This window comes from Streptomyces sp. YGL11-2, from assembly GCF_050054615.1.
GTDB lineage: Bacteria > Actinomycetota > Actinomycetes > Streptomycetales > Streptomycetaceae > Streptomyces.
The window spans coordinates 68957-80229 of sequence record NZ_JBNHIN010000038.1 but is presented as its reverse complement, the minus strand read 5'-3'; the positions used below and the strand labels follow the sequence as shown (position 1 = coordinate 80229).

Genomic DNA, 11273 nt, shown 5'->3' with positions numbered 1-11273 from the left:
GGACACCCTGCCCCGGAGGACCGTCACCGCACCCGACAGCCCCGCGCAGCGGCCCCGCCCGCCGCAGGCGCAACGGCGAACAACTCCCACGGCGGGACAGTCGGCAACGTGGGAAGCCGCCCCGCCGCAGGCGCACGGCGGGAAAGCCGACAACGTGGGAAGCAAGCCAAGCGCAGCGGACCGGCTACAGCCCCGGCAGGTTGACCACGATCGCCTCCTGGGTGCTCCGGGCGATCACCACCACCGCCTCCTCGTCCGGACTCGGGTTCTCCTCCTGGTGCGGCACGTACGGCGGCACGAAGACATAGTCCCCGGGAGCGGTCCGCAGCCGGACCTCCTCCCGGGCCTCGCCGGTGTCCTCGGCGAACACGAACTCCGGATGCCCCGTGACGACGTAGATCGCCGTCTCCGAGGCCCCGTGGTGATGGTTCGAGGAGGCGGTACCCGGGGCGACATGCGTCTGCCCCATCCAGATCCGCTCCGATCCGACAGCGCCCCCGCTGATCGCGGCGAACCGCCGCATCCCGTCCGTCTGCGCGGTGTCGCCGTCCAGCGCGTCGGCCCGGATGTGGTGCAGCCGGGCCCGCAGCGGGGCCGGGCCGTCCGCCCCGCTGCCGTCGAGGTCGGGATGAAACGCGTCGTACCCCATGCCGCTCCTCTCCGCGGTGCGGGCCCAAGTGCCCTCACCCGTCCATCGCATGCTCCCACCGGCGCTTCGGCGCGGTACCGGCACCCGGCCGTTCCAGCCGGGTCAGCAGGGTTCGGGAGAGCTGCGCCGGCGCCACCGTGCGGTGCCGCGAACCGGCGCCCTGACCCGGCGGCCGGGCGAGCGCGACACAGCCGGTCGCGGCGAGCAGCAGACCGGACACGAGGGCGAGGACAAGAGAGCGGCTCACGGTGTCACGGTGGGGGAGGCCCGGCCGCGGTCCAAGCGACGCGCCGGGAGGTCACGCGGACGAACGACAGCGACCGTCCCCTTGCACGACGGAGCCGGGCGGCCCGGCCGGGCCGTGGTTAGCGTCGGCGGGGACGAGGAGGTGGGTGCGTGGCCAGATGGCCGCCAGTGTTGTTCGCGTTGCTGGCCGCGGCCTGCAACGCGCTCTCCACGGTGCTCCAGCGGCGCGCGGCTCGCACCGTGCCGGTCTCCGGACGGCTGCGGCTGGGCCTGATCGCCGATCTGCTGCACCGCGCGGTGTGGCTCGCCGGGATGGCGATGGTGCTGCCGGCGGCCTGCTTCCAGGCGCTGGCGCTGTCGCTGGGCGCGCTGTCGGTGGTGCAGCCGATCTTCGTGCTGGAGCTGCCGCTGGCGCTGCTGATCGGGCGGCTGCTGCTCGGCGGGCGGATCTCCCGGCCCGGCTGGGCCGGTGTCGGGCTGCTCGTCGTCGGGCTGGGGACGGCCCTGGCCGCCGCCGCGCCCAGTGTCGGCCGCGACCACGCGCCGCTCAGCCGCTGGGTGCCCGCCCTGGTCGTCTGCGCCGCGGTGATCGCGGCCACCGTCGGTGCCGGGTTGCGCCGCGGCGCCGGCAGCGTACGCGCCGCCGGCTTCGGGGCCGCCACGGCCGTGGCGTACGCACTGACCGCCGCCCTGCTGAAGGACGCCACCCATGTCTGGCAGGCCGCCGGCCCCGCCGCGTTCTTCCTGTCCTGGCAGACCTACGGCTTCGCGCTGGCCGGCGCACTGGCGCTGTTCCTCATGGAGAACGCCATGCAGTCGGGACCGCTGACCGCCTCCCAGCCGGTCCTCACCCTCGGCGATGCGCTGGTCAGCCTGTCGCTGGGGGTGACGCTCTTCGACGAGCAGGTGCGGGTGGGGTGGTGGCTGCTGCTGGAGGGCCTGGGCGTCGGACTGGTCCTGTGGGGCGCGGTGCTGCTCTCCCGGGTCGCGCTGGCCCGGGACCTGGCGGCCGGTCAGGCCGCAGGGCCGCCGCCCGGCCCGCCCGACTGAGCCGCCCCGTCGGCACCACGTACCTGCCGCCCGTCAGCGTACGTACGCTGGTGCCACCGCCGACGTCATCAGCCGGCGGGCCGCCCCTGTCCCGTTCGCCAGGACCGTCCACAGATCCGAGCCGTAGTCCCCAGGCAGCGCATAGACCAGGGTCGCGCCGTCGGCCCACAGTGCCTGGTCGTCGATGTTGCGGTGCTCGGCGGTGGCGGTCTCCGCCATGGTGCGCAGGTCGAGGACGTACAGCCGCCACGGGGCGTCCGGGGAGGCGCCGGGGGCGCGCTTCTTGTAGGCGATACGGGTGCCGTCGGGGGAGAGGGAGGGGCATTCCACGTTGCGGTGCAGGGTGGTCAGCGTCCGGGCAGCGGCATCGCCCCGTACGAGATAGGTCTGGCCGCCGGTGGCCAGAGTGGCGTAGAAGCGGGTGTCGTCGGCGAAGGTGACGCCCCAGACGTTGATGTCCGAGGCGTGGTACGGCCGGCCGTCCTTGACGACGGCGTAGCGCTCCAGGTTGTCGTCGATCGCCCAGGTGCGGGTGTCGACGATGGCGGTCCGCGTGGAGAAATTGGTGCCCGCGTACGAGTCGCCGCTGACGAAGACCGTCCAGGCGACCCGGTGCCCGGAGGGCGAGACCCGGGCCCGGGTGGGTATCCCGGCCGCCGGGAAGCGGTGCAGCTCGTGCAGCTGCGCGTCGAGCACCACCGCGCGGTAGGTGTCCTCCAGGGCGCCGTGCTCGGCCTGGAGGCAGACGGCGGTCCCGGCGGCGGCGTGGAAGCGCAGGCACTTGACGCCGGAGGCGGTGCGCGGGCCCTGCGGACGGCCGGCGGGCACGCTCGCGATCTCGTCGCGGTGCGGCCCCCACGCCAGGTTGCGGACCAACAGCCGGCGGCCCATGCCCGGCCGGAGCGAGACGCTGCCGGCGTGTACGGCCGGGCCGCCGGCCTGCTGCCGGTCGCGGCTGCCGGAGCGGTCGGCGGCCCGCAGCACCGCCACGGCGCCGACCGCCCCGAGCAGCAGCACGGCGGCCAACAGGACTGCCAGACGGGAGTTTTGGGTCATCCTCACACCTCGTCGCTGATGCGTCGGTCGTCGTCGTTCTCCTCCGGCGTGCCCTCGACGGTCCGCAGCACCCGGGCCGCGACGACGGTGCCGACGGCCAGTCCCGCCGCGGTCACCGCGAGCGCGGCCCGCCCGTCCCACAGGCTCCACGCCGCGCCGAACGCCAGTGAGCAGACGAACCGGGCGAGTGCCTGGCCGGTGCCCACCAGCGCCTGCCCGGCGCCCTGGTGCGCGGCCGGGACGGCCCCCGCGGTGGCGGCGGCCAGCACCCCGTCGGTGGCCGCGTAGAAGGCGCCGTGCAGCACCAGCACTGCGACCACGGCCGGGGCGCCGTCCAGCGGGGAGAGCACCAGCCCGTAGGCGAGTAGCAGCGCGCCGTGCCCGGCCAGGAACAGCCGGCGGCGGCCGATCCGGTCCGCGAGTGCGCCCAGCGGGACGGCGAGCAGCAGGAACACCGCCGCGGTGCCGAGCGGCAGCAGCGGGAACAGGTGGGCGGGCACGCCCAGTTCGCGCTGGAGGAGGAGGTAGAGGAAGGAGTCGCTGACGGTGGTGAGCCCGAGCAGCGCGGCGCACAGCGTGAGCCGGCGCAGCGTGGGACGGTGCAGCAGGGCCAGCGAGTCGCGCAGCGCGGGACGCGCGGCGGCGGGCTCGGCGTCCGGCCCCCCGGCCCGGCCGGGCACGAACAGCACCAGCACCAGCACGCCGAGCACCGCGACGCAGCCGCTGACCGTGAACACCGCGTCGTAGCCGTCGACGGTGGCCCGCAGTACGGCGAACGCGGCCAGCGGCCCGAGCAGCGCCCCGGTGGTGTCCATGGCGCGGTGCACGCCGAAGGCCCGGCCCCGGTGCTCGGGCCGGGTGGCCAGCGAGATCATCGCGTCCCGGGGCGCGGTCCGCAGCCCCTTGCCGGTGCGGTCGGCGGCCAGGACGGCGCTGATGACGGGCAGTCCGTGGGCGACCAGCAGCAGCGGCTTGCACACCGCCGACAGGCCGTAGCCGAGCCCCGCCACCACCTTGTGCCGCCGGCCGCCGCCGTCCGCGAGGTGGCCGCCGGCCAGTCGGACCAGTGCGCCCACACCGTTGTTGATGCCGTCCAGCAGCCCGAAGCCGAGCGGGGACAGCCCGAGTGCGGTGACGACGTACAGCGGCAGCACCGCGGTGATCATCTCCGCCGAGACATCGGTGATCAGGCTGACCGCGCCGAGTGCCAGGACCGTCCCGGGCACCGCAGCCCGCCGCCCCGGACGGATGCTGCCCGGGGCGGCGGCTGCGGTGCTGGAGGGCTCGCGCGTGGTGCCGTTGCGGGAGTCCGCGAGATACACGGGCCTCAGTTCCAGATGTCGCTGATGTCGGATGCCGAGGCGGCGTTGCCCGCGTGCGTGGTCAGACCGGCCAGGTCCTCCAGCGTACGGAGCACGTTGTAGTGGTTGTACTGGGCGCCGCTGGTGCTGCCGGGTGCCACGTGCTCGCCGTAGAGGAGAGTCGGAATGCGGTTGCCGGCCAGCCGGTTGTCCTCGTCGTAGGTGATCGCGAGGATGCTGTTGTGGCTCTTGGCCCAGTCGGCGTAGGCGCTCAGGTTGTCCTTGAGCCAGCTGTCGCCGGTGGACACCGAGCAGTCGTGCATGTCGTTGCAGAGGTTCGGGATGACGAAGGAGACCTTCGGCAGCGTGCTGTAGTCGCTGGGGAACTGATCCATCGTCATGGCCGTGTCGGTCGGCACGTTCGAGAAGCCGAACCACGGGTTGTGCTTCTGCGCGTAGTCGCCGCTGCTGCAGGTCGTCGAACCCTGGCTCGGCAGCGACTCGTTGTAGCTGGCCCAGCTCTTGCCGGCGGCTATCAGCTCGGAGGCGAGGTTGGGCGCGGACATCGACCCGACGTCGACGCAACTGTCGTCCGTGCGGCCCTGGTTGTCGCCGGAGAACAGCATGTAGTAGTTCGGCTCGCTGGGGTGGGTGAGCGCGTACGACTGGGTGAGGTCGGCGCCGCCGGCCTTGAGGCTGTTCATGTACGGCGCGTCGGAGCTGCCGATCACCTGGTCGTAGGCGTGGTTCTCCATCACCACCACGACCACGTGGTCGGGCGACGGGAGCCCGGCGGCCTCCGCGGACGCGGTGGAGCCGGTGGTGGCCCACAGCGCCGCCGACGTGGCGGTGAGGGCCGCTGTACCGGCCAGCGCGGTGAGGGTGCGCCGGTTGCGCTTGCGCGCCTTGGCTGCGGTCATGACTGTCCTCCGGACAGGAGTGACGAGTGGGGGAGGGAGCGCGGTAACCCTAGAAGCCGACGTATGGATTCGGCCGCGTCTGCCGGGTGAAGAACAGGCGAACAGATGAACGATGCTCCCGCCCAACTGGCCGCCCGCACAGGGGAATTCAGGCCACCCCGCGGTAATTTCGGTCACCCCCCGGCGTGGCGCCCCCAGCCGGGACTCGACGGGGGCACCCCTGCCGAGGGCACGCCGACCGCCCGGCTCCGGGGCTTCCGGGGCCGGGCGGTCCGGTGCGTCAGGCCGTGGGCTTGGGGCGCGGTGCGGCCGGCGTGTCGCCCCGCACGGCGTGCAGGTACAGCAGCGCCGTGTCGAAGGTGAAGTACGCGCTGTAGGAGATGTCCGGCGTGTCGCCGCCGGTGTGGTAGCCGCCGATGACACCGATCAGGGCGTAGCCGCGGAAGTCCGGTACGAGGAAGGGCCCGCCGGAGGTGCCGCCGATGTAGCCGGCGCAGGGGATCTCCAGGAAGTCGCCCGGGGCGGCCGGGTCGGTGCTGGTGTAGCGGTGGGTGGCGGAGGAGCAGTCCAGCGGCTTGGGGTAGGTGGCGTCGCTGCTGCCCGGGTAGCCGATGAGCCGTACGTCGTGGTGGACGTAGCCGGGGTAGGGCACCAGGTCGAAGCCGCCGGTCACCTCCTGGACCTCGGCGCCGTCCTCACGCGAGCCGACCTGGACGACGGCGTAGTCCCAGCGGGCGCCCCCGTCGGTCCCCAGGTCGTAGAGGTGCTGGTCGAGATAGATCCGCTCGACGGGGTAGATGCCGTGCGGCTTGAGTCCGTCGTGGTACTGCGGCACGAACGACAGGTACTTCTTCGGGTCGGGGGAGAGCAGGCAGTGCCCGGCGGTGACGACGAGGTTGCGGTGCGGGCTGCGGACGACCGTACCGCCGCAGAAGCGGCCGATGTTGTGGCCGTCCGTCCAGAAGAACGTGCCCACCTGCGGGAGCCCGTCGAAGGGATGGCTGGGCGGCACCGGCGTGCCGGCGGCCTTCGGGGTGGGGGAACTCCCCTTCGTCGCAACGGGTTCGGCGGCCTCCATGCGGTGCGCGGTCCAGTAGCGGTCGTCCGTCGACGCGGGGGAGCCGGGATCGCCCGCGGCGTGCGCGAGCGGTGCCGGCAGGGCGGTCAGCGGCAGGACGAGCAGCAGCGCGGCGAGCAGCAGCCGCGCGAGGCGGCCGGGTGCGGGAAGGGGTCTGCCCATGGTCGTGTTCCTTTCGAGGTCACGTCATACGGCGTACGGCGAGGAACGAACGAGAGGCTGCGCGAGACGGGGCGAGGTGCGAGGAGCCATGGCGGGCCGACACGTGGTCAGTCGACCCGGGGGTCAACTGGCAGGGTGGTCAGCCGACATGGTCGTACGGCGAACGGCGGCTGACCAGAGGGGCGTCATCGTTCCCCTCCCGTTTCCCGTGCCGTGCCGTGGAGTTCCGCCAGAATGCGCGCACGGTCCTCGTCGAGCGCCGGCACCCTGTCCATCCGGGGCTCCCGTCCGGCGACGGTGACCGGCGGCAGCAGCGCGTCCAGCGGGCCCACGGGGGAGTCCACGGTCCGCCAGCGGTCCCGCGCGGCGAGCTGCGGATGCGCCGCGAACCCGGCGACGTCCCGCAGCCGGCCGTGCGCGATCCGCGCCGCTTCCAGCCGCTGCTCGACCTCCTCCGCCGTCATCGTGCCGAACCGCTCCTCGATCCGCTCCCGCAGGACCTCCCGGTTTGCCACCCGTACGGAGTTGCGGGCGAACCGCGGATCGGCCGCCAGCTCCGGCAGTTCCAGCACCCGGGTGCAGAACTCCGCCCACTCCCGCTCGTTCTGGATGCTCAGGAAGACCTGCGCCCCGGCCGCCGCCCGGTAGGGCCCGTACGGGGCGATGGCGGCGTGCTCGGCGCCCGACCGCGGTGGCTGGCTGCCGCCGTAACGGGTGAAGTAGTGCGGGTACCCCATCCATTCGCCCAGCGCCTCCAGCATCGACACCTCGAAGGAGCCGCCCCGCCCGGTGCGCTCGCGCTCGTAGAGGGCCGTGAGAATCCCGCTGTAGGCGTACATCCCGGCGGCGATGTCGGCCACCGCGATCCCGATCTTGGCCGGGGCCTCCTCCGTACCGGTCAGCGACATCACCCCGGCCTCGCACTGCACCAGCAGGTCGTACGCCTTCTTGTGCTCGTACGGCCCGCCGGACCCGTAACCGGAGATGCCGCACACCACCAGCCGCGGATCGCCCTGGCACAGCGTGGCGGCGTCCAGCCCCAGCCGCTCCGCCGCCCCCGGCGCGAGGTTCTGCACGAAGACGTCGGCGCGCGCGACGAGCTGCCGCAGCACCTCGGCGTCCGCGGCGTCCTTCATGTCGAGCGCGATCGACTCCTTGTTGCGGTTCAGCCAGACGAAGTGACTGGACATCCCGCGCACCGTCTCGTCGTAGGAGCGGGCGAAGTCGCCCGCACCGGGGCGTTCCACCTTGATGACCCGGGCGCCGAGGTCGGCGAGCTGGCGGGTGGCGAACGGTGCCGCCACCGCCTGCTCGACGGAGACCACGGTGATGCCGTCCAGCGGGAGCATATGAGGACCTTTCCGAGAGAACCGGGGCGTGGACGCGAGGAGCGGGGTACCCATGCCTCTATGGATCCGCACCTGCCGCCCCATCGAACCCCACTCGTCCACCAGGCGGGATCGCGAGGTCCGCTCGTCCGCACCCCCCGCACCCCGCAGGAGTCACCATGACCGTGGACCGGCACGGACACGCCATGACCGATACCGGCGCCGAGGCCCTGCGCCACTACGAACAGGCCCTGGACGACCTGCTGTTCTTCCGCCCCTCGATCACCGACACCACACTGGCGCTGCTGGCCGCCGCGCCCCGCGCGCCCATGGGCCAGGCCCTCGCCGCCTACCTCGGCGTCCTGGGCACCGAGGAGAAGGGCGCGGCCGAGGCCCACTTGCGGTTCAGCCGCTTTCACGCGGGCCTGGACGCCGACCGCCTCACCCCGCGCGAACGCATGCACCTCGCCGCCGCGACCGCCTGGCTCGACGGCGACTACCGCACCGCGGGCCGCGTCCTCGGCGAGATCAGCGTCGCCCACCCCCGCGACCTGCTGGCCCTGTTCGCCGGGCACCACCACGACTTCCTCACCGGCGACGCCCAGCGCCTGCGCGACCGGGTCGGCGGTGCGCTGGACGCCTGGGACGAGGACGATCCGCACCGCGCCCCGCTGCTGGGCATGTACGCCTTCGGCCTGGAGGAGACCGGGCACTACGAGCACGCCGAGCAGGTCGGCCGGGCCGCCCTGGACCGCCATCCGCACGACGTGTGGGCCATCCACGGCGTCGTGCACACCTACGAGATGCGCGGCCGGTTCGCCGACGGCATCCGCTTCCTCGACGCCCGTACCCCCCACTGGTCGAGCGGCACCCTGCTGACCGTCCACAACTGGTGGCACTACGCCCTCTACACCCTGGAGTCCGGCGACACCGCCCGCGTCCTGGACATCTACGACTCCGCCCTGCACCACGACGGCTCGGCGGGCGTGGCCATGGAACTCCTGGACGCCGCCGCCCTCCTCTGGCGGCTCTACCTGGCCGAGGACGACCAGAGCACCCGCTGGACCGCCCTCGCCGACGCCTGGGAGCGTCGTGCGGACGGTCCCCACTACGCCTTCAACGACGCCCACGCGGTGATGGCGTACGTCGGCGCAGGCCGCATCGACCGGGCCCGGTGCCTCGTCCGGGACCGCGAGAGCTGGCTGGCGGCGGAACCCGCCGGCGCCAACCGCGCCATGACCGCCGAGATCGGCCTGCCCGTCTGCCGCGCCCTGATCGCCTACGGCCGCCGGGACTACGCCGCCGCCGCCGACCTGCTGCTGCCCATCCGGCACCGGGTCCACGAGTTCGGCGGCAGCCACGCCCAACGCGACGCCGTGCAGCGCACCCTGGTCGAGGCCGCGCTCCGCGCCGACCGGCCCGGACTCGCCCGCACCCTGCTGAGCGAACGCATCCAGCTCCGCCCGATCTGCCCGTACAACTGGTCGGCCAAGGCCCGCCTGGAGGACCGGCTCGGTGCTCCGGACCGGGCGGAAGCCGCCCGGAAGCGGGCCGCCGCCCAGGCGGCGACCGCCTGAGGCGGCATCTGTCCGGTCCGGTGTGCGCGGTACGGGGCGGCGCGCCGTGCCGGCCGCGGCCCGGCCGGCACGGCGAGGTCACCCGCCGGCGGTGGCGGGAGCCGGCCGCCCCGGCAGCAGCCCCGCCGGCAGCAGTGCGAGCGCCGCGACAGCGGCCAGGACCAGCAGCGTGCCACCGGTCGCCGCCGCGGACCCGCCCGACGTCGAACCGGGGCCGCCCGCCGGCGACTTGAGGAACATCATGCTCGCCGCGACGGCGATCCCGAAGGCCGGCCCCACGTTCACCGCGGTCTGCTTGAGCCCGCCGACGACCCCGGCGTACCCGGCCGGCGCGTCGCCCACGACGGTCCCGGTGGCGGTCACCATCACCGTGGCGAACCCGGCGCCCAGCACGGCGAACGCGGCCCCGGTCACCGCCCACGCACAGTGCGTGCCGAGTCCCGACAACCCCACCAGCCCGAGCACGACGAGGGCGACACCGGGCAGCGCGACCCGGCGCGGGCCGTACCGCCGCAGCGCGGTACCGGCGACCGGCGCGCCGAGCACCATCAGCGCGGTCAGCGGCAGCACCCGGACGGCACTGGCGAACGGCCCCAGCCCGGCCACGTCCTGGAGGAGGAAGGTGGCCGCGAACAGCGCGCCGAACATCCCGCCGCTGACGAGCAGCAGCATCGCCATCGACGCCGTGACCGACCGGGACCCGGCCACCACGGACGGCACGATCGGCTGCGCGCTACGGCGTTCCTGCACGACGAGCGCCCCCGCGAGGCCCGCCGCCGCGGCCAGCCCGCACACCGTCGGCCCGGAGGCCCAGCCGCGTTCCGGCACCCCGCTCAGCGTCCCGACGCACACCCCCAGTGCCAGCGCCAGCAGACCCGCCCCCACCAGATCGAGCCGCCCGTCCCCCGCGGGTGCCACGGCCGGCACCCGCACCGCGAGGACCAGCAGCGCGAGCAGCAGCGCGACGGGCACGTTCACCCAGAACACCGCCCGCCACCCCCACTGCGCGACCAGCACCCCGCCCAGTACCGGCCCGGCCGCCGCGGCCACCCCGATCGCAGCGGTCCGCACCGCGACCGCCGTACCGAGCCGGTCCGCCGGGTACGCCAGCCGCAGCAGCGCGAGCGTCGCCGGTTGCAGCAGCGCCCCGAACACCCCCTGTGCCACCCGCAGTCCGACCACCCAGCCGATCCCGGGGGCCAGCGCGATCCCGCCCGAGGCCAGACCGAAGCCGGCGACGCCGGCGAGCAGCAGCCGCCGGTGGCCGTACCGGTCACCCAGCCGACCGGCGATCACCAGCAGCGCTGCCACCGCGACCAGATACCCCGTACTGGTCCACTGCACCTGCGCCACGCTCGCGCCGAGATCGCGCCGCAGTCCCGGCTGCGCCACCATCAGCACCGTGCCGTCCAGCGCCACCAGCATCGCCCCGGCCACGCTGACCACCAGCGCCAGCCGCTCCCGTATGCCCGCGCTCACCGCGCCACCGGCCCCAGATGGGCGTCCAGCGCCGCGGCCACCAGCCGGTCCAGCAGCTCCGCGTCCGGCGCCCCGCCGCCCGCCGGCGGGGCGCCCATCGCCAGCTGGAGACTGCCCCACCGCCACAGCTGCGCGATCCCGTGCAGGTTCGCCCACAGCGCGGCGGCCGTCACCCCCGGCGCCGTGGACCCGCCGCACCGGGCCACGCGTTCCACCAGCATCCCGAACAGCGGCACCGTCGACTCCCGCAGCCGCGGCCCGTCCGCCGCCTCTTCCTGGCCCTCGCTGTTGAGCAGGTCGTGCCGGAACATCAGCTCGAACATGCCGCGCCGCTCCAGTGCGAACCCGACATACGCCCGCGCCAGCACCGCCAGCTGCTCGCGCGGCGGACCCGCCACACGAGCCCCGTCCGCGATCCGCTCCCCGA

11 protein-coding genes are annotated in these 11273 nt (G+C 74.1%); 2 read left to right on the top strand and 9 right to left on the bottom strand.

Annotation, left to right across the window (positions count from 1 at the left end; all coding sequences use genetic code 11):
* Positions 1–184: 184 nt before the first annotated feature.
* A complete protein-coding gene (locus ACO1BR_RS31995; RefSeq protein ID WP_426798593.1) occupies positions 185–649 on the bottom strand; it encodes a cupin domain-containing protein in 465 nt (154 codons plus the stop codon).
* A 34-nt stretch (positions 650–683) separates the two neighbouring features.
* The gene (locus tag ACO1BR_RS31990) at positions 684–896 is read right to left on the bottom strand and encodes a hypothetical protein (RefSeq protein WP_426798592.1); all 213 of its coding nucleotides are present in this window, start codon (positions 894–896) and stop codon (positions 684–686) included.
* 149 nt (positions 897–1045) lie between these two features.
* Between ACO1BR_RS31990 and ACO1BR_RS31985 the strand changes: the two genes are divergently transcribed.
* Positions 1046–1945: a DMT family transporter gene (locus ACO1BR_RS31985; protein WP_426798591.1), complete on the top strand. Its 900-nt coding sequence runs from the start codon at positions 1046–1048 to the stop codon at positions 1943–1945.
* A 33-nt stretch (positions 1946–1978) separates the two neighbouring features.
* Here the strand turns inward: ACO1BR_RS31985 and ACO1BR_RS31980 are convergent, their stop codons facing one another.
* The 5 genes from ACO1BR_RS31980 to ACO1BR_RS31960 all read right to left on the bottom strand — a co-directional run bounded on the left by ACO1BR_RS31980 (position 1979) and on the right by ACO1BR_RS31960 (position 7811).
* Entirely contained in the window at positions 1979–3001 is a 1023-nt protein-coding gene (locus tag ACO1BR_RS31980) for a TolB family protein (RefSeq protein ID WP_426798590.1), read from the bottom strand.
* A gap of 2 nt (positions 3002–3003) precedes the next feature.
* A complete protein-coding gene (locus ACO1BR_RS31975) occupies positions 3004–4323 on the bottom strand; it encodes an MFS transporter (RefSeq protein WP_426798589.1) in 1320 nt (439 codons plus the stop codon).
* Between the two features lie 5 nt (positions 4324–4328).
* Positions 4329–5222: an alkaline phosphatase family protein gene (locus ACO1BR_RS31970; RefSeq protein ID WP_426798588.1), complete on the bottom strand. Its 894-nt coding sequence runs from the start codon at positions 5220–5222 to the stop codon at positions 4329–4331.
* A 280-nt stretch (positions 5223–5502) separates the two neighbouring features.
* Complete coding sequence (locus ACO1BR_RS31965) at positions 5503–6462, bottom strand: trypsin-like serine peptidase (RefSeq protein ID WP_426798587.1); 960 nt, start codon at positions 6460–6462, stop codon at positions 5503–5505.
* A gap of 185 nt (positions 6463–6647) precedes the next feature.
* Positions 6648–7811 (bottom strand): CaiB/BaiF CoA transferase family protein, encoded by a 1164-nt coding sequence (locus tag ACO1BR_RS31960; RefSeq protein WP_426798586.1) that lies wholly within the window; start codon positions 7809–7811, stop codon positions 6648–6650.
* Between the two features lie 158 nt (positions 7812–7969).
* On the opposite strand from ACO1BR_RS31960, the gene ACO1BR_RS31955 reads away from it, so the two are divergent.
* Entirely contained in the window at positions 7970–9367 is a 1398-nt protein-coding gene (locus ACO1BR_RS31955; protein ID WP_426798585.1) for a tetratricopeptide repeat protein, read from the top strand.
* 78 nt (positions 9368–9445) lie between these two features.
* On the opposite strand, the gene ACO1BR_RS31950 is transcribed toward ACO1BR_RS31955, so the two are convergent.
* Both ACO1BR_RS31950 and ACO1BR_RS31945 read right to left on the bottom strand, forming a co-directional pair.
* Positions 9446–10792 (bottom strand): MFS transporter, encoded by a 1347-nt coding sequence (locus ACO1BR_RS31950; RefSeq protein ID WP_426798594.1) that lies wholly within the window; start codon positions 10790–10792, stop codon positions 9446–9448.
* A gap of 50 nt (positions 10793–10842) precedes the next feature.
* Positions 10843–11273, bottom strand: a 431-nt coding sequence (locus ACO1BR_RS31945; RefSeq protein WP_426798584.1) for a TetR-like C-terminal domain-containing protein, incomplete at its 5' end; no start/stop codon positions are given.